The 20,058-nt window shown below is 73.2% G+C and carries 19 protein-coding genes, 1 tRNA gene and 1 pseudogene; 7 read left to right on the plus strand and 14 right to left on the minus strand.

Annotated features, from left to right (window positions below; translation table 11 throughout):
• Positions 1-256 precede the first annotated feature (256 nt).
• Positions 257-1,774 (plus strand): DoxX family membrane protein, encoded by a 1,518-nt coding sequence (locus tag GPJ59_RS18685; protein WP_219668336.1) that lies wholly within the window; start codon positions 257-259, stop codon positions 1,772-1,774.
• A 169-nt stretch (positions 1,775-1,943) separates the two neighbouring features.
• Here the strand turns inward: GPJ59_RS18685 and GPJ59_RS18690 are convergent, their stop codons facing one another.
• The 3 genes from GPJ59_RS18690 to GPJ59_RS18700 form a co-directional block, all read right to left on the minus strand.
• Positions 1,944-2,639 carry a nucleotidyltransferase family protein gene (locus tag GPJ59_RS18690; RefSeq protein WP_308120363.1) on the minus strand — a complete coding sequence of 232 codons (696 nt, stop codon included), beginning with the start codon at positions 2,637-2,639 and terminating at the stop codon, positions 1,944-1,946.
• A 202-nt stretch (positions 2,640-2,841) separates the two neighbouring features.
• Entirely contained in the window at positions 2,842-3,258 is a 417-nt protein-coding gene (locus GPJ59_RS18695) for a hypothetical protein (RefSeq protein ID WP_219668338.1), read from the minus strand.
• 200 nt (positions 3,259-3,458) lie between these two features.
• Positions 3,459-4,547 (minus strand): ABC transporter ATP-binding protein, encoded by a 1,089-nt coding sequence (locus tag GPJ59_RS18700; protein ID WP_219668339.1) that lies wholly within the window; start codon positions 4,545-4,547, stop codon positions 3,459-3,461.
• Between the two features lie 193 nt (positions 4,548-4,740).
• On the opposite strand from GPJ59_RS18700, the gene GPJ59_RS18705 reads away from it, so the two are divergent.
• A tRNA-Thr gene (locus tag GPJ59_RS18705) sits at positions 4,741-4,814 on the plus strand.
• A 49-nt stretch (positions 4,815-4,863) separates the two neighbouring features.
• Here GPJ59_RS18705 and GPJ59_RS18710 read toward each other — a convergent pair.
• Together GPJ59_RS18710 and GPJ59_RS18715 are read right to left on the minus strand one after the other, a co-directional pair.
• Positions 4,864-6,261, minus strand: a complete 1,398-nt coding sequence (locus GPJ59_RS18710) for an NAD(P)/FAD-dependent oxidoreductase (protein ID WP_219668340.1) — start codon at positions 6,259-6,261, stop codon at positions 4,864-4,866.
• A 68-nt stretch (positions 6,262-6,329) separates the two neighbouring features.
• Complete coding sequence (locus GPJ59_RS18715) at positions 6,330-7,334, minus strand: zinc-binding dehydrogenase (protein WP_219668341.1); 1,005 nt, start codon at positions 7,332-7,334, stop codon at positions 6,330-6,332.
• 119 nt (positions 7,335-7,453) lie between these two features.
• Here GPJ59_RS18715 and GPJ59_RS18720 point away from each other — a divergent pair, with 119 nt between their 5' ends.
• Positions 7,454-8,212, plus strand: a complete 759-nt coding sequence (locus GPJ59_RS18720) for a pentapeptide repeat-containing protein (RefSeq protein WP_219668342.1) — start codon at positions 7,454-7,456, stop codon at positions 8,210-8,212.
• 218 nt (positions 8,213-8,430) lie between these two features.
• Here GPJ59_RS18720 and GPJ59_RS18725 read toward each other — a convergent pair whose 3' ends face one another.
• From GPJ59_RS18725 to GPJ59_RS18745, 5 genes are all read right to left on the minus strand, one after another.
• On the minus strand, positions 8,431-9,237 hold the full coding sequence (locus tag GPJ59_RS18725) for an alpha/beta fold hydrolase (protein WP_219668343.1): 807 nt from the start codon (positions 9,235-9,237) through the stop codon (positions 8,431-8,433).
• Between the two features lie 69 nt (positions 9,238-9,306).
• Positions 9,307-9,636, minus strand: a complete 330-nt coding sequence (locus GPJ59_RS18730) for a putative quinol monooxygenase (protein ID WP_219668344.1) — start codon at positions 9,634-9,636, stop codon at positions 9,307-9,309.
• Between the two features lie 116 nt (positions 9,637-9,752).
• Entirely contained in the window at positions 9,753-10,256 is a 504-nt protein-coding gene (locus GPJ59_RS18735) for a hypothetical protein (protein ID WP_219668345.1), read from the minus strand.
• A gap of 110 nt (positions 10,257-10,366) precedes the next feature.
• A complete protein-coding gene (locus tag GPJ59_RS18740) occupies positions 10,367-10,990 on the minus strand; it encodes a response regulator (RefSeq protein WP_219668346.1) in 624 nt (207 codons plus the stop codon).
• Entirely contained in the window at positions 10,987-12,162 is a 1,176-nt protein-coding gene (locus tag GPJ59_RS18745) for a sensor histidine kinase (protein WP_308120362.1), read from the minus strand. Before GPJ59_RS18745 ends, GPJ59_RS18740 begins: the two co-directional genes overlap by 4 nt.
• A 510-nt stretch (positions 12,163-12,672) precedes the next feature.
• On the opposite strand from GPJ59_RS18745, the gene GPJ59_RS18750 reads away from it, so the two are divergent.
• Together GPJ59_RS18750 and GPJ59_RS18755 are read left to right on the plus strand one after the other, a co-directional pair.
• Positions 12,673-13,221 carry a GlcG/HbpS family heme-binding protein gene (locus tag GPJ59_RS18750; RefSeq protein WP_219668347.1) on the plus strand — a complete coding sequence of 183 codons (549 nt, stop codon included), beginning with the start codon at positions 12,673-12,675 and terminating at the stop codon, positions 13,219-13,221.
• A gap of 61 nt (positions 13,222-13,282) precedes the next feature.
• Positions 13,283-14,728 carry a M1 family metallopeptidase gene (locus GPJ59_RS18755; RefSeq protein WP_219668348.1) on the plus strand — a complete coding sequence of 482 codons (1,446 nt, stop codon included), beginning with the start codon at positions 13,283-13,285 and terminating at the stop codon, positions 14,726-14,728.
• A gap of 85 nt (positions 14,729-14,813) precedes the next feature.
• Here the strand turns inward: GPJ59_RS18755 and GPJ59_RS18760 are convergent, their stop codons facing one another.
• Both GPJ59_RS18760 and GPJ59_RS39050 read right to left on the minus strand, forming a co-directional pair.
• Positions 14,814-15,332, minus strand: coding sequence for a GNAT family N-acetyltransferase (locus tag GPJ59_RS18760; protein ID WP_219668349.1), 519 nt, complete (start codon positions 15,330-15,332; stop codon positions 14,814-14,816).
• 525 nt (positions 15,333-15,857) lie between these two features.
• Positions 15,858-15,998: pseudogene (locus GPJ59_RS39050) on the minus strand (IS200/IS605 family transposase); the annotation flags it as partial.
• A gap of 92 nt (positions 15,999-16,090) precedes the next feature.
• On the opposite strand from GPJ59_RS39050, the gene GPJ59_RS18765 reads away from it, so the two are divergent.
• The gene (locus GPJ59_RS18765; protein ID WP_374200865.1) at positions 16,091-17,302 is read left to right on the plus strand and encodes an RNA-guided endonuclease InsQ/TnpB family protein; all 1,212 of its coding nucleotides are present in this window, start codon (positions 16,091-16,093) and stop codon (positions 17,300-17,302) included.
• 732 nt (positions 17,303-18,034) lie between these two features.
• On the opposite strand, the gene GPJ59_RS18770 is transcribed toward GPJ59_RS18765, so the two are convergent.
• Positions 18,035-18,610, minus strand: a complete 576-nt coding sequence (locus GPJ59_RS18770; protein ID WP_219668351.1) for a TerD family protein — start codon at positions 18,608-18,610, stop codon at positions 18,035-18,037.
• 134 nt (positions 18,611-18,744) lie between these two features.
• Between GPJ59_RS18770 and arfB the strand changes: the two genes are divergently transcribed.
• Complete coding sequence (gene arfB / locus GPJ59_RS18775) at positions 18,745-19,170, plus strand: alternative ribosome rescue aminoacyl-tRNA hydrolase ArfB (protein WP_219668352.1); 426 nt, start codon at positions 18,745-18,747, stop codon at positions 19,168-19,170.
• Between the two features lie 223 nt (positions 19,171-19,393).
• On the opposite strand, the gene GPJ59_RS18780 is transcribed toward arfB, so the two are convergent.
• Positions 19,394-20,026, minus strand: a complete 633-nt coding sequence (locus GPJ59_RS18780; RefSeq protein WP_219668354.1) for a flavin reductase family protein — start codon at positions 20,024-20,026, stop codon at positions 19,394-19,396.
• Between the last annotated feature and the right edge of the window lie 32 nt (positions 20,027-20,058).

Consider the following 20,058-nt stretch of genomic DNA (forward strand, 5'->3'; position numbering starts at 1 on the left):
GGCGGCCAGGAGCGCCCGACCAGCCGCAGCCACCCGGGTGCGGGCGGACAGGAGCGCCCGACCAGCCGCAGCCACCCGGGTGACGGACCCGACGGCCCCGACCGGCCGGGCCCGCCCACCCGCAAACCCCGCCGCCCGTGCCGCCCCGCCCAGGGGCGACACGGGCTACGCCGGATGGCCGGAAAACATGCCTTGACGGGCCTCGGACACATCCCCGCCGTCAAGGCAGTGTCCTAAACACTGATCACTCGGTTAGATGAGTGTGGACACCAGAACGCCCCGGTTCGACGACCAGCCTGCGCTGAGCATGGTCAAGGTGCCGTGCGACCCGGCACAGGTCATCGTGAACCACGCCAGCTTCCGCGTGCGGCTCGCACCGAGCCCGAGCGCGCGTCCCGTCAAGCCCGCAGGCGCCCCCGGCCGCGTCCCCGCCCTCAGCGGCGCCGTCGCAGCCGCCGCCGGCGCGACCCGCCGCAGGGCACCCGTCGTATGGTCCGGCCGCACCGGCCCCGGAGACGCCGCCGCCACCGGCGGACTGCTCCAGGCCGTACGCGACTCCGGCCGCGGCCACGACCAGTTCGACGACGGCGGCGCCACCCAGGTCATCCCCCGCGTCGACCTGGCCCACGACCTCGCCGCCGACACCCTGCCCACACCCACCGTCATCGGCCAGCGCACCTACGGCGACCCCGACGACACCCGCACCCTGCCCCCCGTACGCGACCCGTACGGCGGCCCGCCCGCACAGGCCCCACCCGGCACCGACCGCGCCGCCCGGCCCCAGGCCGACACCCGCGCCCAGGCCTCGTACTACCCCGGCCGCCGCATGAACCTCGGCGTCGTCCTGCTGCCGCTGCGCATCTTCCTCGGCTTCATCTCCATCTACGCCGGCATGGGCAAGCTGTGCGACCCCGTCTACTTCGACGGCGGCGAACGCGGCTCCATGGTCACCTGGCTGCACACCCTGCACCCCTGGGCCCTGGCCGAGCCGCTGCGCGACTTCGCCCTCGCCCACCCCGTCGGAGCCGGCCTCAGCGTCGCCTTCCTCCAGGTCGTCGTCGGCGTCCTGACGGTCCTCGGCCTCTGGCAGCGCGTCGCCGCCTGCATCGGCGCCCTGCTCTCGGCCGCCCTCCTGATGACCGTCAGCTGGAAGACCGTCCCCGCCTACGACGCGCCCGACATCATCTACCTGGCCGCCTGGAGCCCGCTCATCATCGCCGGCGCCCCCGTCTACTCCCTCGACGGCCGCCTCGCCGGCGAGGCCTGGCGCACCCTCGGCCCCCGCTCCGAGGTCTGGCAGCTGCGCAGCCGGGTCCTGCGCCGCGGCGCCGTGATGGCCACCGTCGTCTGCGGACTCACCCTCCTCATCGGCTCACTGCTCGGCGGAGCCGTCCGCTCCACCACCGTGGTCACCGTCCCCGGCCCCGGCCAGGCCCCCACCAACTACCTGCCCGGCCAGCCCCTCCCCAAGGAGGCCCCCGCCTCCCGCAAGCCCGCCCAGCAGGAACGGCCGCCCACCACCCAGGCCGAGCCCTCCGCCAAGCCGTCGGAACCGGCCAAGCCCGGCCGCACCGCCCCCGGCACCACGGACCGCGCCACCACCGGCTCCCAGTCCCCCACCGCCACCCGCGGCACCACCGGCCAGCAGGCACCCCGTACCAGCAGCACGCCCCGCCAGTCCGCCCCGCAGAAGGCGCCGAGCACCTCCTCCGGCACCACCAGCAGCCGCACCCCCAGCAGCCAGCCCGGCCTGGTCGGCGGCCTCCTCGGCTGACCCCCCGTCCCACCCCACGGGGCCCGGTGCGCACCCCGCGCACCGGGCCCTGCTGCATGACGGCCCCGGCGTATGCCGGCGAGGCGTGTACCGGCGGGGCGCGTACCGACGAGGCGCGTACAGGCGAGGCGCATGACAGCGACGCGTGTGACAGCCCCGCCAGGAAGCCTCAGGCGCCCGCCTGGGCGCCCAACTCCCGCGCCGCCTCCGCGAGGTCCTTCACCGTGTCGATCGCCCGCCAGAACGCCCCCTGCGGCAGCGGGAACCCCGCCAGCCGCCGCTGCCGCGCCAGCCGCGGGAACGTCGTCCGCTCGTGGTCACCCACATCGGGCAGCAGCGCCGCGAACCCGGGATCGAAGACGTACACCCCGGCATTGACCGGATAGGGCGACCGCGGCGCCTCGACGAAATCCAGCACCTGCCCGGACCCGTCGGTCTCCACCACCCCCCACGGAATCCGCGGCCGGGCCAGCGCCAACGTCGCCACCGCCCCCCGCTCCGCGTGGAACGCCGCCATCTCCCGCAGCGAGAACCGGGTCCACACGTCCCCGTTCGTCGCGAACCACGGCCGGTCCGGAAACGGCAGCCGCGCAGCCGCGTACTTCAACCCCCCACCCCGGCCCAACGGTTCCTCCTCCACCACCGTCGCCACCCGCAACGGCAGCCGCGCCCCCGCCAGCCACTCCTGGAGCACCCCGGCCAGATGCCCGCAACTGACGACGGCATCCGTCACGCCCTCCGCGGCCAGCCAGGCCAACTGGTGCCCGATGATGGGCACTCCGGTCCCCGGGATCTCCACCATCGGCTTGGGCCGGTCGTCCGTGTACGGCCGCAGCCGCGAACCCTGGCCGCCGGCCAGGACGATCGCCTGGACCGGCGCGGCCGGATACGCGGCTGCGGAAGCGGACGAGAACTCTACGGAAGCGGGAGCGGAAGGCGGGAGAGGCGACGAGCCGGAAGGCGACGAGGAAGGTGACGAGGCGGAAGGCGACGGGGAAGACGGGGAAGGAGCCGGCATGGCCGCAGCCTAGGGAGCCCCACCCCCGCACACCGGCCGGACCGGGCCGTCAGCTCGCGGCGGCAACCCCGGTGGCGTACGCCGTGTCGCACACCGGCCGCGCGTAGGACTGGGCCCTCGTCGGACCGTACGCCTTCACCGCCGCCTCACCCAGCGCCCGGGCGATGCCCACACAGTGCGCGGCGAGCGTCGACGGCCGCTTGTCCACCTCCTGCTGGAGGTGGGTCAGCACCACCCCCGGCTCCCGGCCCTGCTGCAGCTCGCCAAGGAGCTTGTCGCGCAGCACCTCGTGCGGCGCGAGCGGCTTCGCGGGCACCGAGACGTTCTCGGCGGAAGCGGTCAGGATCTGGGACGGAGTGTTGTCGGCCCAGGGGACCATGGTGACCGCGAGGGTCCCGGACAGGACCAGGACGACGGGCAGGACCAGGGCGAGGGAACGGCCGATACGGCGAGCGGTGTGGGTCACGAGGGCGAGAGTAGCGCTCGGTGAGGATTGGGCGACATTCAGTCACCCTGTCGGGGGACGGTTCGACGTGGCTTTTCGAATAGCGCGTTGACGTACACGGCTCGAAATCCCCCACTGTGCCGGGGTAATTGTCGGAAGAGACCACGTACGGAAAAGGGGCCCGGGCGCCGCACGGCACCCGAACCCCCCTGCCGAGGACGTCAGTCGGAGAGGCGCTCGCCCGACGACGTCGAGAACACGTGGGTCTCGCCCGAGCGCGGCGTCACGTGCAGGGTGGAGCCCTTCTCCGGCACCTGCCGGCCGTTCACCCGCACGACCAGGTCCCGCTGCACGCCACCGACCTCGGCCGTGCCGTAGACGTAGCCGTCGGCGCCGAGCTCCTCCACCACGTTGACCGTGACGGCCAGGCCGCCCTCCTCGCCCAGGTCGAAGTGCTCCGGCCGCACGCCGACCGTCACCGTGCGGTCGCCCGCGTCGGCCGCCGCCGACAGCGCGGTCCGCGACACCGGCACGACACTCTCGCCGAACTTCACACCGCCGTCGGTGATCGGCACCTCGACCAGGTTCATGGCCGGGGAGCCGATGAACCCGGCGACGAAGAGGTTCGCCGGCCGGTCGTACATGTTGCGCGGGGTGTCGACCTGCTGGAGCAGACCGTCCTTGAGGACCGCCACCCGGTCACCCATGGTCATGGCCTCGACCTGGTCGTGGGTCACGTACACGGTCGTGATCCCCAGGCGGCGCTGGAGCGAGGCGATCTGGGTACGGGTGGACACGCGCAGCTTGGCGTCCAGGTTCGACAGCGGCTCGTCCATCAGGAAGACCTGCGGCTGCCGCACGATCGCCCGGCCCATCGCCACGCGCTGGCGCTGGCCACCGGACAGGGCCTTCGGCTTGCGGTCGAGGTAGGGGCGCAGGTCGAGGATGTCCGCGGCCTCCTCCACCTTCTTGCGGATGGTGGCCTTGTCGACGCCGGCGATCTTGAGCGCGAAGCCCATGTTGTCGGCGACGGTCATGTGCGGGTAGAGCGCGTAGTTCTGGAACACCATCGCGATGTCCCGGTCCTTGGGCGGCAGGTGCGTGACGTCGCGGTCGCCGATCCGGATGGACCCGCCGTTGACGTCCTCCAGGCCGGCGAGCATGCGCAGCGAGGTGGACTTGCCACAGCCGGACGGGCCGACGAGCACGAGGAACTCGCCGTCCTCGATGTGCAGCTCCAGCTGGTCGACGGCGGGCTTCTCCCCGCCGGGGTAGAGGCGGGTCGCCTTGTCGAAGGTGACGGAAGCCATGGTTGTGCATCCCTTCTACCGGCAGGAACGTGCCGGACGATCCGAGTGGAAGGAGTGTTATTGGTCCAGTCCACAAACCAAACCGCTCGTGACGCTACCTGCCCGCGGCCCGTCTGTCAGCACCTGGCCGCTCCCGCGGCCGTGAGATTTTCGACAGCCACCCGGCCCGGGCCTGGGTACACTGCACGGGCATGCCTCCTTAGCTCAGCTGGCCAGAGCACCGCTCTTGTAAAGCGGGGGTCGTCGGTTCGAACCCGACAGGGGGCTCCGGCGCGAAGGCCCCGGGCCACTTCTGGTCCGGGGCCTTCTTCATGCCTCAGTGACGGCCCGAGAGGCGGTCCGCGAAGCGGGCCAGGGGGGTGGTGGTCGGGGTGTGGGTGCGGGATTCTTGGCGGTCCGCCTCGCGGTAGGCGGCGTAGAGGGCGTGGACGCCCAGCCAGCGGAGGGGTTCGGGCTCCCAGCGGCGGACGCGGTGGTTGACCCAGGGCAGGGTGGTCAGTTCGGTGGGGCCGGCCTGGCCGGAGTCCTGCTGGATCAGGTCGCGCAGGGTGCGGGCGGCGAGGTTGGCCGTGGCTACGCCGGAGCCGACGTAGCCGCCGGCCCAGCCCAGGCCCGTGCTGCGGTCGAGGGTGACGGTGGCGCACCAGTCGCGGGGGACGCCGAGGACGCCGGACCAGGCGTGGGTGATGTCGATGCCGGTGAGCTGGGGGAAGAAGGCCGTCAGCAGGTCGGTGAGGGCGGCGATGGTGGCGGGCTGGGTGCGGCCGTCGTTGTCGGTGCGCGAGCCGAAGCGGTACGGGACGCCGCGGCCGCCGAGGGCGATGCGGTCGTCGGCGGTGCGCTGGGCGTACATGTAGGCGTGGGCCATGTCGCCGAGGGTGGCGCGGCTGGTCCAGCCGATCTGTTCCCAGGTGGCGGCGGGGACGGGGGCCGTGACGATCATGGACGAGTTCATGGGGAGCCAGGAGCGCTTCTGGCCCTTGAGGGCGGCGGTGAAGCCCTCGGTGCAGCGCAGGACGTAGGGCGCGCGGACGGTGCCGTACGGGGTGGTGGCGCGGCGCGGGGCGATCTCGGTGACGGGGGTGGACTCGTGGATGGTGACGCCGAGGCGTTCGCAGAGGTCGGCGAGGCCGGTGACGAGTTTGGCGGGGTGGATGCGGGCGCCGTGCGGGGTCCAGGTGGAGCCGACGGCGTCGGCGATGTTGATGTGCTCCCGGGTCCGGAGGGCGTCGTAGAGCTCGCGGTCGGTCTCGCCGAAGGCGGTCTCGGCTTCGTGGAAGGCCTTGAGGCGGGCGAGCTGGGCGGGGGTGCGGGCGACCTCCAGGACGCCGCCGTGGTGGATGTCGGCGTCGATGCCTTCCTTGGCGGCCGTCTCGATGACCTCGGTGACGGTGTCGTTCATGGCCTTCTGGAGGCGGACTGCGGCGTCCTGGCCGTGCAGGCGGGCGTAGCGGTCGCGGCCGGCGATGCCGTTGTAGAGCCAGCCGCCGTTGCGGCCGGAGGCGCCGTAGCCGCAGAACTTCTGTTCCAGGACGGTGATGCGGAGGAAGGGTGCGGCTTGCTTGAGGTAGTACGCGGTCCACAGGCCGGTGTAGCCGCCGCCGACGATGACGACGTCTGCGGTGGTGTCTCCGGTGAGGGGTGCGCGGGGCGGCGGTGTGCCGTGTGCCGCGTACCAGAAGGAGATGCCGCCGTTGATCGTCGTGCTGGTCATGGGGGAGTTGGTACACCGGGTTCCGCTCGGGTGTCCAGGGTCAGGGCTCCGGGGTCAGGGTTACAGGTTCAGGGTTCCAGGACGACCTTGCCGGTGGTGGCGCGGCCGACGAGGTCGCGGTGGGCGTCGGCGGCGCGGGCGAGCGGGTAGCGCTGGACGGCGGGGCGCAGGCGCCCGGCGGCGGCTTCGGCGAGGGCGCGGGTTTCGAGGAGCCGTAGGGGGTGGTCGCCGCCGGCGCGTCGGAGCATGGCGGGGCCGAGGACGTTGCGGGTGGTGATGCCGCGGGCCGTGAGGTCGGCGCGTTCGGCGTCGGTGAGGTCGAGGGGGCCGGCGGACCAGCCGAAGACGAGGTGGTCGGCGCCGGGGGCGAGCAGGCCGAGGGCGGCGCGGGCGGGTTCTGCGCCGACGGAGTCGAAGAGGACGGTGGCGCCGGGGCGGCCGAGGGCGTCGAGGTGGGCGCGGACGCGCTCGGGCCAGTCGGGCTGCCGGTAGTCGAGGGCGAGGTCGGCGCCGCCCGCGCGGGCGAGGTCGGTCTTGGCGGGGCCGCCGGCTAGGGCGATGACCGTGGCGCCGGTCCGGGCGGCGTACTGGACGAGGAGTGTGCCGATGCCGCCTGCGGCGGCGGGGACGAGGGCGACGGCGTCGGGTCCGAGTTCGGCGAACTGGAGGATGCCGAGGGCGGTGCGGCCGGTGCCGATCATGGCGACGGCTTCGGCGGGGTCGAGGCCGGCGGGGATCTCGTGGAGCCGGTCGGCGTCCGTGACGGCGAGTTCGGCGTACCCGCCGGGTGCGAAGCCGAGGTGGGCGACGACGGGGCGGCCGAGCCAGGCCGGGTCGGTGCCGGGGCCGAGGGCGTCGACGGTGCCGGCGACCTCGCGGCCGGGGATGGTGGGGAGCTCGGGGAGGGCGGGGGCGGGGCCTTGTTCGCCGCCCCGCAGGACGGTGTCGAGGAGGTGGACCCCGGCGGCGGCGACGGCGATCCGGACCTGGCCGGGGCCGGGGACGGGGTCGGCGGTCTGCTCGTGGCGGAGGTTCTCGGCGGGCCCGAAGGCGTGGAGGCGTATGGCGTACATGGGGCGATCCCATGTCCTCAAGTGCGGTTGAGGTCAAGGGGTGAGGTCCGCGCGCTGGAGGCGGAGGAGGGGTGTGGACGAGGGGCGGCGTTGTCGGTGGTGGGCGTCACGATGGGGGCATGGTGCGTGACAGGGGCAGTGACGGTGGTGGCGGCGGGCGCGGCGGCAGGGGCAGGGGCGGCGGCAGGGGCAGTGGCAGTGGCGCGGGTGGGGTGGCGCGGGCGGGGGTGCGGGCCGCGCGGCGGCCCGAGGTGCGGCTGCCGGGGCTGGTGCCGTTCGCGGAGGGCGGGCTGGAGCCGGAGGGTGACTACGACGGGCTGGATTTCGACGGGCTGGACCTGGGCGGGCAGGAGGGGGTCGGGGCCCGGTTCATGGACTGCCGCGTAGGGGGGTGCGGACTGGACGGGACGAGACTGGCGAAGGCGAGGTTCCTGGACTGTGTCCTGGAGGGGGTCCGGGGGGTGGGTACGGATTTGGCCGGGGGCACGTTGCGGGACGTGGAGGTTCGTGATGCGCGGCTGGGCGGGGCGCAGTGGCACGGGGCGGTGTTGGAGCGGGTGCTGGTCCGGGGCGGGAAGATCGATTATCTGAACCTGCGTTCGGCCCGGCTGAAGGACGTGGTGTTCGAGGGCTGTGTGCTGGTCGAGCCGGATTTCGGGGGTGCGGTGCTGGAGCGGGTGGAGTTCCGGGACTGTGCGGTGCGGCGGGCGGACCTCACGGGGGCCCGGCTGGCTGATGTGGACCTGCGGGGTGCGGTCGAGCTGGACGTCGTACGCGGGCTGGACCGGCTGGCGGGGGCGGTGATCAGCCCGGCGCAGCTGGTGGAGCTGGCGCCGGCTTTCGCGGCGGAGCTGGGGGTGCGGGTGGAGGCGTCGTAGCGACGCGTCCGTGCACAGGTGCTCGCTGTCCGCCGGAGCGACGCCTTCGGCGGGGCGCGCGCTTCGGCCGGTCGGGCGGTCGGGCGGTTGGGCGGTCGGGCGGTTCAGCTGGGCGGTCCGGCTGGGCCGAAGCGGTCTCGCTGGGCCGAGGCGTCCGGCTGGGCCGGGGCGTCCGGCTGGGCCGGGGCGGTCTGCCGGCCCGGCCCGTCGGGCGTGGTTCAGAGGACTTCGGTGTGGAGGAAGTGGAGGAGGGCAGTGTTGACGGTTTCGGGTTGTTCGAGGTTGGGGAGGTGGCCGGCGCCCTCGATGACGATCACGTCCGCCTGCGGGAGTACGGGTGTCCAGGTCTGGGTGTCGGCGACGGTCGTGTAGGTGTCGTCGGCGCCGACCACGACCAGGACCGGGACGTCGGTGGCGGCGAGTGTGCCGAGGTAGCTGGGGCGTTCGGCCCGGCCGCGCAGTGCGGCGGCGGCGCCCCGCGGGTCGGTCGTACGCATCATGCCGAGGACGTGGGCGGCGGTCTCGGGCTGTGCGGTGACGTTGTACGGGGCGATCATCTTGTCGATGACCTCGTCGGCGTAGCCGGCCATGCCTTCGGCGAGGAGCCGGTCGGCCATGGCGCGGCGGGCCTCCTTGCCTGCTTCGAGCTCGGGCGCGGGGGAGGTGTCGCAGAGGATGAGGGCGCGGACGCGTCCGGGGTGCGTGCGCTGGAACTCCATGGTGATCTGGCCGCCCATGGAGACGCCGCCGATGACGGCGCGGTCGATGCCGAGGTGGTCGAGGAGGGCGGCGAGGTCGTCGGCGAACTCGGCGAAGGCGGTGGTGCCGGGTACGACCTCGCTCTCGCCGTAGCCGCGCAGGTCGGGGGTCACGGCGCGGTGGCCGGCCCGGGTGAGGGCCTCGACCTGAGGGCGCCACATGCTGCGGTTGAACGGGTGACCGTGGACGAGCAGGACCGGGAGGCCGTCGGCCGGGCCGTGGTCGTCGTAGCGCAGGGCGGTGCCGTTCACGGTGATCGTGTTCATGATCGCCCACCCTAGGGCTCCGACCGGAAGGTCTGCCGGTTCGCGGCGTCCGTCCCGCTGGTTGCCCAGCTACCGGGTCAGCCCAGCTTTCGCGAGGACCTCATCGAGGGTCAGCGTCGCGGCCAGGTCGTGGAACCAGGCCTCGGGCGGTGCTGCGAAGACGTCGCCCAAAGCGGCCATGAGTGCCTCGAACTGATTCCGGAAGTGCCGGTACACGGCGTCGAGGTCGGCCCATTCTTCGATGATCACGAAGGTGTTCGGCGCTTCGAGGTCTTCGGCGATCCGATAGCTCTCGCAGCCCTCCTCGGCACGGGTCCGAGCCGCGTTGTCGCGCATCACCTCGAGCCAGTGCTCACGCTGCTCCGGCTTGATCGATGCTCTGACGATTTGGAGAACCATGCGCTGCTCCTTGCCTCGCCCGGCGCCGCCGCATCTTCCGGGATCGCCCGGTTCTGGTGCCCTGCCCAGTAGACCGCCCCGGGCAACCGGCCACCTGTCGTCGTACGCCGCTCGTGTCAGGCGGGGACGCGGGGGAAGCGGGCCTGGAGGGTCCAGATCGTGGGGTTGTCGGCGAGGCCGTCGTGCATGTCGACGAGGTCGGCGATCAGGTCGTGCAGGAAGTCGCGGGCCTCGCGGCGCAGCAGGCGGTGGCTGAAGGTGAGCGGGGGCTCCTCGGCGGGCATCCAGTCCGCTTCCACGTCGACCCAGCCGAAGCGCCGTTCGAAGAGCATGCGGTCGGTGGACTCGGTGAAGTCGAGTTCGGCGTACTGGCTGCGTGCCGAACGGCTGCCCTGCGGGTCCTGGTCGAGCTGTTCGACGATGTCGCACAGCGCCCAGGCGAAGTCGAGCACGGGCACCCATCCCCAGGCTGTGGACAGCTCCCGGTCCTCCTTGGTGTCGGCGAGGTAGACGTCGCCGCAGAAGAGGTCGTGGCGCAGGGTGTGGACGTCCGCGGTCCGGTAGTCGGTCTGCGGGGGGTCCGGGAAGCGCCGGGAGAGGGAGTAGCCGATGTCGAGCACGTATCCGATGGTGTCACGCCGCGGGGCGGGTGACGTACCGGTGCGTACGTGATCCTGCCCTGGGCGGCCGGAGTGGTGCAGGTGACCCGCCCTGCCCGCCCCGGCCGGGGTCAGGACGGGAGGAGGCGTTGTTCCTTGGCGACCGAGACCGCGCCGGCGCGGGTGTCCACGCCGAGCTTGTCGTAGATCCGGCCCAGGTGGGTCTTGACGGTGGCTTCGCTGATGAAGAGTGCGCGGGCGATCTCGCGGTTGCCCAGGCCCCGGGCGAGCTGGCCGAGGATGTCGAGCTCACGTTCCGTCAGGGTGGGCCGGGTGCCGCGCATCTGGGCCATGACGCGGTTGGCGACGGGCGGCGAGAGGGTGGTGTGGCCCTGGGCGGCCGAGTGGATGGCGGCGAAGAGGTCCTCGGGGCGTTCGGCCTTGAGCAGGTAGCCGGTGGCGCCCGCGTTGATGGCGCGGGTGATGTCGGCGTCGGTGTCGTAGGTGGTCAGCACCAGGACGTGCGGGGGGTTCGGCAGGGCCGTGATGCGCCGGGTGGCCTCGACGCCGTCGATGCCGGCGCCGAGCTGGAGGTCCATGAGGACCACGTCGGGCCCGAGCTTGGCGGCGAGCGCGACCGCTTCCTCGCCGCTGCCGGCCTCGCCGAGGACTTCGATGTCGGGTTCGCTGCCGAGGAGGGCCAGCAGGCCGGCGCGGACGACGACGTGGTCGTCGCAGAGGAGGATCGTCGTCATGGGCTGTGCTCCGTGCGCTGGGTGGGGGTGCTGAGGGGGATCGCGACCGAGAGGACGGTGCCTTCGCCGGGCGCCGACTCGACGGTGAGGGTGCCGCCGAGCTGCGTGGCGCGCGCCCGCATCGCGGGCAGCCCGTGGCCGCGGTCGGGCCCGGCGGTGCGGGGCTCGGTGAAGCCGCGCCCGTCGTCGGCGATGTCGAGGACGACCTGGTCGCCGAGGAAGGACAGGGTCAGGGCGGCGGCGCGGGCGCCGGAGTGCTCGCGTACGTTCGCCAGCGCGCCCTGGGCAATGCGCAGGAGCGCGGACTGGACCCGGTCGGGCAGCGGGACGGGGGTGCCTTCCAGATGGAACCGGACGGTGGTGCCGGGCCCGGCGTCCAGCGCGCGCAGGGCGTCGGGCAGGCCGGCGCCGCCGGCGAGCTCGGGCGGGGCGAGGTCGTGGACGAGGCGGCGGGCCTCGGCCAGGCCGCGGGCGGCGATGCCCTCGGCGGTGCGGACGTGGGCGCGGGCGGTGCCGGGGTCGGTGTCCCAGGTGCGGTCGGCGGCCTGGAGCAGCATCTGCTGGCTGGACAGGTGCTGGGCGAGGGTGTCGTGGATCTCCATGGACAGCCGCTGGCGCTCGGCGAGGGTGCCTTCGCGGCGTTCGGTGGCGGCCAGCTCGCGGCGGGTGCGGATGAGGTCCTCGATGAGCGTGCGCTGGGCCTGGGCCTGGCGCTCCATGTGGATGAAGACGGCGGCGGCGACGGCGGCGACGGCGGGCGGGGCGACGAGGAGGTTGGGGTCGAACTCCTTCGACAGCTTCATCTGGGCGGCCACCACGAAGACGGTGAGCAGTGCGACCAGGGCGATAGCGGCGCGGGGCGGGAGGGTGCGCAGGGCCGTGTAGAAGAGGGGCACGGCGCACCAGGCGAAGCTGGGGGCGAGCACGACGAGGACGACCCAGGTGGTGACCACCAGGCCGAGCCAGAGCAGCCGGCGCAGGGTCGGGGCGGCGCCGAGGGCGGGGCCGAGGACGTAGAGCAGGGCCAGGGTGAGGCCGAGCGCGATGATCCACGGGGTGCGGGGGTCGCCGGGGTGGCGCAGAAGGAAGCGGAAGAGGGAGGCGCCGAGCAGCAGGAAGAACGCCGTGTGCATGACGGCAGCGAGGGCGCGGGTCCGCTCCGCTTCACTCACCGGGGTCTCCTGTCCTTGTCCTTGTCCGTGTCCGTGTCTGTGGTCGGTGTCTGTGGCCCGTGTCCGGGGGGTGGGGGGTGTGCGCAGGGCCGCCCCGGGCCCGCGCGGCTTCCCGTCTCCCACGGCCGGGCCTGCGCCTGTGCCTGCGCCTGCGTACGACCATCCTCGCGCGCCGGGTCCTGAGGGGCGGCCGGGAGTCGCGGCCCGGAGTCGCGGCCGGGGCCGCACGACGCGGTAGCGCCAGCCAAGCCGTCCCGCCGCCGCCGCGCATCAGCCGATCGGATGACCCCGGGGTCATCCGGTGCGCGAGCCGGTGGCAGCCGGTCCGGGGACGGGTGGCGGCGGGGTGCGGAACCAGGATGGACACCGGAGCGAGAACCGCTCGCCGCGCCCCGCCGGGCCAGGTCGGACAGGGACCGCCAGCTCCCCGGGACCCCCGTCGCAGGACCACAAGAACCACCAGAACCAGCAGGACCAACAGGACCAACAGGACCACCAGGAGTAGCCGAGATGATCACCCGTACCCGCGTCCTCACCGGTACCGCCCTCGCCGTCGCCCTCGGGGCCGGTGCCTTCGGCGCCGTCAGCGCCACCGCCGCCCCGGCCGCCCCCGCGGCGCCCGCCGCCGTCTCCAAGAAGAGCGACGACGCGATCTTCACCAAGAGCACCCACCTCTCGATCGATGCCGCCACCCGCGCCGCCCAGGCCGCGCTGAAGGCCGCGCAGAGCGAGAACCAGAAGGTGACCGTCGCGGTCGTCGACCGCAACGGCAACACCATCGTCACCCTGCGTGGCGACGGCGCCGGCCCGCAGTCGTACGAGTCCGCGGAGCGCAAGGCCTTCACCGCCGTGTCCTGGAACGCCCCGACCTCCGTCCTGGTCGGCCGCCTGGCCCAGGCCCCCAACCTGAAGGACATCCCCGGCACGCTCTTCCTCGGCGGCGGTGTGCCCGTCCAGGCCGACGGCGCCCCGGTCGCCGGCATCGGCGTGGCCGGCGCCCCGAGCGGCGACCTGGACGAGAAGTACGCCAAGGCCGGCGTCGAGTCGCTCACCAAGTAGGGCGTTCCCGGTATGGCGCAATAAGCAAGGCGCTCCGAACAACGCGCTTAGGATCGAGCGTGTGGCCCACCGCACGCTCCGTCCCGCCCTCCGTACCCCCCTCCGCGTCGCCGCCCCCGCCGTCGCCGCCCTCGTGCTCGCCGCCACCTCGGCGGCCTGTACGGGCGGCCCGGTGCAGGGGCGGCCCGGTGCGTCCGGGCTGCGCGACCCGTACTTCCCCAAGGCCGGCAACGGCGGGTACGACGTCGAGCACTACGGCCTCGACCTCGCGTACGACCCCGACAGCGGCCGGCTGGAGGGCGTGGCCGTGCTCACCGCGCGGGCCACGCAGGGCCTGAGCTCCTTCAACCTCGACCTCGACGGACTCGACGTCCAGGGCGTCACGGTGCAGGGCGCCGGGGCCCGGTTCAACCGCACCGGCCACGAACTGACGGTGCGTCCGGCCGACGACCTGAAGAAGAACGAGGTGTTCCGCACCGAGGTGCGCTACGCCGGCGAGCCGCGCGCCGTCAAGGACCTGGACGGTGCCCAGGAGGGCTGGGTCCGCACGGAGGACGGCGCGTTGGGCGTCGGCGAACCGGTCGGCTCGATGGCCTGGTTCCCCGGCAACCACCACCCCAGCGACAAGGCGACGTACGACATCACCCTGCGGGTGCCGAAGGGCTACGAGGGCGTCTCGAACGGGGAGTTGCGCTCCCGGACGGACGGCGCCGACGGGCGGACCGCCTTCGCGTGGCACAGCGCCGAGCCGATGGCGAGCTACCTGGCGATCGCCGCCGTGGGCCCGTACAAGATCTCCACCGGCCGCAGTCCGGCCGGCGTTCCGCTCTACAACGCGGTCGCGCCCGAGGCGGCGCAGGAGAGCGCGCCGGCGCTGGACCGGCTCGGTGAGGTCGTGGACTGGGGCAGCCGGGTGTTCGGGCCGTACCCGTTCGCCACGGCGGGCGCGGTCGTCGAGCCCGAGGGGACCCTGGGCTACGCGTTGGAGACGCAGTCCCGGCCGGTCTACTCGGGCCCGCCCGACGTGGACCTGCTGGTGCACGAGACGGCGCACCAGTGGTTCGGCAACTGCGTCTCGCCGGCGTCCTGGAAGGACATGTGGCTGAACGAGGGCTTCGCCGTCTACGCCGAGTGGCTGTGGTCGGAGCAGCACCAAGGGCCGAGCGCACAGGAGCGGTTCGAGGCGTTCCTGGACGGCGACACCGAGGTGGACGACGAGGCCGGGACGGACTGGGCGGCCTTCCCGCCGGCCAGCCCGCCGGGGGCCGCGCACATCTCGGACCCGCCGGTGTACTACCGGGGCGCGATGGTGCTGCACCGGATCCGGCAGGAGGTCGGGGACGAGGACTTCTTCGCGCTGGTGCGCGGCTGGGTGGCCGACCACCGGTACGGGAACGCCGACACGGCCGACTTCACCTCGTACGCGGAGGAGCAGACCGGGACGGACCTCGACGAGGTGTGGGACGTGTGGCTGTACGGGAAGGGCCGCCCGAAGCCGCCGAGCTGAGCGGGCTGTTCCGGGCCGGGCGGGCAGTGTGGGCCCGGTGGCCCGGTGGCCCGGTGGCCCGGTGGCCCGGTGGCCGGGCGGCGGCTCAGCGCAGCGGCTTGCGGAGCACCGTGCACGCGCGGCCCAGGTCGCGGTCGGCGGCGTGGCGGAGGAAGGCGTAGCCCTGGGCCTGCCAGAAGGCCAGCGCCCGGGGGTTGTTGTCGAGGACGGCCAGGCGTACGCCGCTTCGGCCGGCGGCGCGGAACCTGTCCTCGACCAGGCCCGCGAGCCGGCGGCCGTGGCCCTGACGGTGGGCGGTCGCGTCGACCAGCAGCAGGCCGATCCACGGGTCGGGATCGCCGGCGGACGGGTCGGGGTGGTGGGCCAGAACGGCCGCGATGCCGACGAGGCGGCCGGCGGAGCGCGCCAGCAGGACCTCGGCGCCGGGGTGGGCGAGCTCGTCGGCGAGAGCGGCGGCGACCTGCTCGACGGTGATCCGGCCCGGTTCGGGGAAGTCCCCGCTGAGCTCGAAGAACGCCCGGTTCGTCGCGTACAGGGCGGCAACCTCGGCGAGCACCGGTCCGGGCAGCGCACCGTCCACCGGGACGAGCGATTCGATGATCATCCCCTGACGCTAACGGCTCCCTCCCCGGGCGGGCGGGAGGGGGTTCGCCATGGCGCGTACCGGGTGGCCCGGCGCGTGCCGGGTGGCCGGCGGGTCCGGCCGCCGCGGCAGCCGACGGGGCCGGACGCCGCGCACCGGACAGCCGAACGTTGTCGGCAGGCGCCGGATGCCGGTGCCCGCGCCGGCCGTTGTCGGCGGACTGCCGGACTGCCGGACTGCCGGACTGCCGGACTGCCGGACGCCACGGTGGCCGGGCAGCCGGACACTGCCGTCCAAGCGCCTGGATACGGGCGTCGCGCCGTGCGTTGCTTGACCTGACTGCCGGACGGGGCAGTCAGGCCGAGCGTTCGCCGGATGCTGGCATCCGCGTCGGCCGTTGCAGGCCGGTTGCCGGTCTACCTCTGATCTTGGCTAGTGCTCCGCCCTTCAGGGCGGAGGTGAAGGCCATCTTTGGCCCGGAGGCGCGGAGCGCCGGAGTGCTCTGCGTCTCCGTGGTGACGGTCCGACGGGACGCTGCTGGATTTCGATGTACTCGGCACGGGTCAGCATGGCGTCAGTGAACGCATTCCGCCGGCACTTGGTGACAAAAACCAAGTGAACGTGCAGGTTGTAGACAACATGACGACCTGTTCTGACATCGCCATGAGGGTTCCAGCGCGGTGACACAGGCCAACGCTAGGGTCTCGATCGTGAGTCAAGACGCTCTGGTCAAGCGGCAGTTAGGGCATCGCGCCCGGCTTGCGCTGTCACCTGCCCAGGTGTTGAAGGCTGATGGCCAGGCGCACGCGGCCCGCACGATGTGGAACCTCCTGCACGCCTGGTGGCAGATGATGCCGAAGGAGAAGCGGACTCTCGCCAACGCCGACGCCGCGATTCGCCAGGCCCGCGAGGACATCGATTTCCTCGCCGTCCTGCCCGCGCAGGCCGCGCAGGCGGTGCTCAAGACCTACTTCCAGGCGTGGAAGAATTGCTGGGACGGCCGCGCCGACGCCCCGAACCTCAAGAGCCGGCTGCGCACGGTGATGTCCGTGGACATTCCACAGGGACGGGACCTGAACATCGTCCGCGTGCACCGCCGATGGGGCATGGCCAACATTCCCAAGATGGGCCGGGTCCGCTTCCGGTGGACCAAGGACCTGCCCGTGGGTAAGCGCGCCGACGCGGAGAACCGGATCACCGGAGCGCGGCTGATCAAGGACGCGCTCGGCTGGCACATCGCCTTCCGCATCCAGGCCCTGGAGGCCAAGCCCGCACCCCACCAGGGGCCGGAGGCCGGTATCGACGTGGGCATCACCGTGCCCCTCGCTCTATCAGACGGTAAGACGTACGAGCACGGCGAGTGGCTGACCGGCAAGGAGAAGGCGAAGCTCCTGAGCTTGGAGCAGCGCGCCGCGCAGCGCAAGCAGCACCGCAAGCCCGGCAAGCACGCCAGCCGCCGGCTGCGCCGCACCTACGACCAGATTGCAGGACTCCGCGCGAAAGCCAAGCGCCGGGCCCTGGACTGGCAGCACCGGACGACCACCGCCATCGCCCGCACCTACGGCACCGTAGTGGTCGAAGCACTCACCATCACGAACATGGTCAGGTCGGCCAGGGGAACCATCGAGGAGCCGGGGAAGAACGTTGCCCAGAAGTCTGGGCTGAACCGCTCCATCAGCGGGGAGGCATGGGGCCGGACTGTCACCATGCTGGCGTACAAGACCGCCAAGCACGGCGGCACCCTGCACAAGGTCCCGGCCCCCGGCACCTCCAGGCGCTGCTCCGCCTGTGGCCACACCACGCCCGGGAGCCGGGAGTCCCAGGCCGTGTTCGTGTGCAAGAACCCGGACTGCGGCTGGTCGGGCAACGCCGACCACAACGCGGCCCGCAACGTCTTGCACCTGTACCGGACGGGCCTCGCGCTCATCCCGGCTGCCGGGAGGGCAGTCGTCAGGCGCGCGAAGCGCGTCAAGCCCGCTACCGCAAGGTAAGCAGGAATCTCCCGGATTCATCCGGGAGAGCACTTCAATGGATCGCCAAACAGGCGGTCAGGCCAGCCCCCGGACCGCCGGTCCGCCGGACGGGACGGCCAGGTCGGCCCCCGGGCCCCGGACGGGATGGACCCGCCGGTCCACCGGACGGGACGGTCAGGTCGGACCTCGAACCCGGACCGCCGGACGGGACGGAGCCCCCGGTCCGCCAGACGGGACGGCCAGGTTGAACCCCGGGTCCCGGACCTCGGACGGGACGGACCCGCTGGACCGCCCGACGGGACAGCCAGGCCGGACCTCGGATCCCGGACCGCCAGACGGGCCGGCCAGGTTGAACCCCGGGCCCCCGGGCCCCGGACACGACGGACCCGCCGGTCAGCCGGACGGGACGGTCAGGTTGAACCCCGGGTCCCGGACCTCGGACGGGACGGACCCGCCGGACCGCCCGACGGGACAGCCAGGCCGGACCCCGGACCGCCGGTCAGCCGGACGGGACAGCCAGGCCGGACCTCGGACCCCGGACCGCCGGACGGGACAGCCAGGCCGGACCTCGGACCGGACCCCCGGGCCCCGGACGGGACGGACCCGCCGGACCGACAGGACGATCAGACCGGACACTCCGTCCGCCCTCCGGACCCGGCCCGGCCCCCCGGCCCCCGGTCCCGGACCCGGCCGCCCGGCCCCGGCCGCCCGGCCCCCGACCCCGCCCGCTCAACCCGCGCCGAGCGCTGCTCAGACGTTGACGCCGAAGTCCTGGGCGATGCCGACGAGGCCGGACGCGTAGCCCTGGCCGACGGCGCGGAACTTCCACTCGGCGCCGTTGCGGTAGAGCTCGCCGAAGACCATCGCGGTCTCGGTGGCCGCGTCCTCGGAGAGGTCGTAGCGGGCGATCTCGGCGCCGCCGGCCTGGTTCACGACGCGGATGTACGCGTTGCGGACCTGGCCGAAGTTCTGGCCGCGGGAGTCGGCGTCGTAGATGGAGACCGGGAAGACGATCTTGTCCACGTCGGCGGGGAGGCCGGCCAGGTTGACGTTGATGGCCTCGTCGTCGCCGGCTCCCTCGCCCGTGCGGTTGTCGCCGGTGTGGACGATGGTCTGGTCCGGGGTGGACTTGTTGTTGAAGAAGACGAAGTGGCCGTCGGAGACGACCTTGCCCAGGGTGTTCACCGCGATGGCGGAGGCGTCGAGGTCGAAGTCGACACCGGTGGTGGTGCGGACGTCCCAGCCGAGGCCGACCGTGACGGCGCTGAGGCCCGGGGCCTCCTTCGACAGCGAGACGTTGCCGCCCTTGGACAGGCTTACAGCCATGGGATGTCCCTTTCCTCGTCCGTGCTTCTCGCGGTGACGTTACCGCTGACCTTCATAACGTGGGGAGGGGGCGGGCCGGTTCCCGGAGGTGAAATGCGGGTGACGGGCGGCGCCCGGGGCCGGATCATGGGGGCATGTCCGGTCCCTATGTCATCCGCGGCTCGGTCGCGCTGCCCGAGGCCGAGTTCTCGTGGCGCTTCTCCCGGTCCTCGGGCCCGGGCGGCCAGCACGTCAACACGTCCGACAGCCGCGTCGAGCTGTCCTTCGACCTCGGCGCTACGAAGGCGCTGCCGGAGGTGTGGAAGCAGCGCGCGCTGGAGCGGCTCGCCTCCCGCCTGGTGGACGGCGTGATCACCGTTCGCGCCTCGGAGCACCGCTCTCAGTGGCGCAACCGCGAGATGGCAGCGGTCCGCCTGGCCGCGCTCCTGGCGGAGGCGACGGCGCCACCGCCGAAGCAGCGGCGCCCGACGAAGATCCCCCGGGGCCTGAACGAACGCCGCCTGCGCGAGAAGAAGGCCCGGTCCGAGACCAAGCGCAACCGTCGGTCACGCGACTGGTGACCCGGCCCGGAGGCGTACGGGGCCCGGTCCCCGCTCGGCGCTGCCAAGAGGCGTTCCGCAATTCCTGTGGGCTCATCGAGCCGTTCGGGGCGGGCGTGGAAGAGCGCCCGCGGGAGTCAACCGCATCGTGTCCGTCACCGGCCTGCCGGCACGGATCACGCGTCAGCACGGTTCAGGCCGTGCCTCTGAGTCCGTGGCCCCTTCGGGAATTGCGGACCAAGTCTCAGGAGCCCAACTGGCGGTAGCGGCCGCGGAAGTACGTCAGCGGGGAGCCCTCGGGCGAGGGGAGCGCGGCGGTCAGGACGCGGCCGACGACCAGGGTGTGGTCGCCCGCCGCCACGCGGGACTCCGTACGGCATTCCAGCGCGGCCAGGGCGCCGTCGATCAGCAGGGCCCCGGACGCCGGGCCGCGGGTGTGCGGGAGGTCCGCGAAGAGCAGGCGGTCGCTGATCCGGCCCTTCATGGCGAAGCGGCCGGCGACCTGGCGCTGGTGGTCGGAGAGGACCGAGACCGCCCACAGCGGCTGCTCGGCCAGCAGGTCGTCCATCCGGGAGCCCTCGCGCAGGCTCACCAGGACCAGCGGCGGGTCCAGGGAGACGGACATGAAGGCGGTGGCCGTCATGCCGACGTCCTCGCCGCGCGGGCCGTCCTCGGTCAGCGGCAGCTCGTGCGCCGTGACCAGCACCACGCCCGCCGCCAGGCGGCCCATCGCGGCCCGGAACTCGTCGTTGCTCACCCCCTCAGGATGCGGCCTCACGGCCTGCGCGGACGCGGACGCGTCGTCCGCAGGGGCGGCGGCGCGGCCGGCCGGGGCGGCGGGTGCGCGGTCCGCCCCCGGCGGGGGCGCGGTCGGCATGTCTTTCAAGGGGCTCGTCTTCAGCACACCCC

The organism is Streptomyces bambusae (genome assembly GCF_019400985.1).
GTDB classification, from domain to species: domain Bacteria; phylum Actinomycetota; class Actinomycetes; order Streptomycetales; family Streptomycetaceae; genus Streptomyces; species Streptomyces bambusae_A.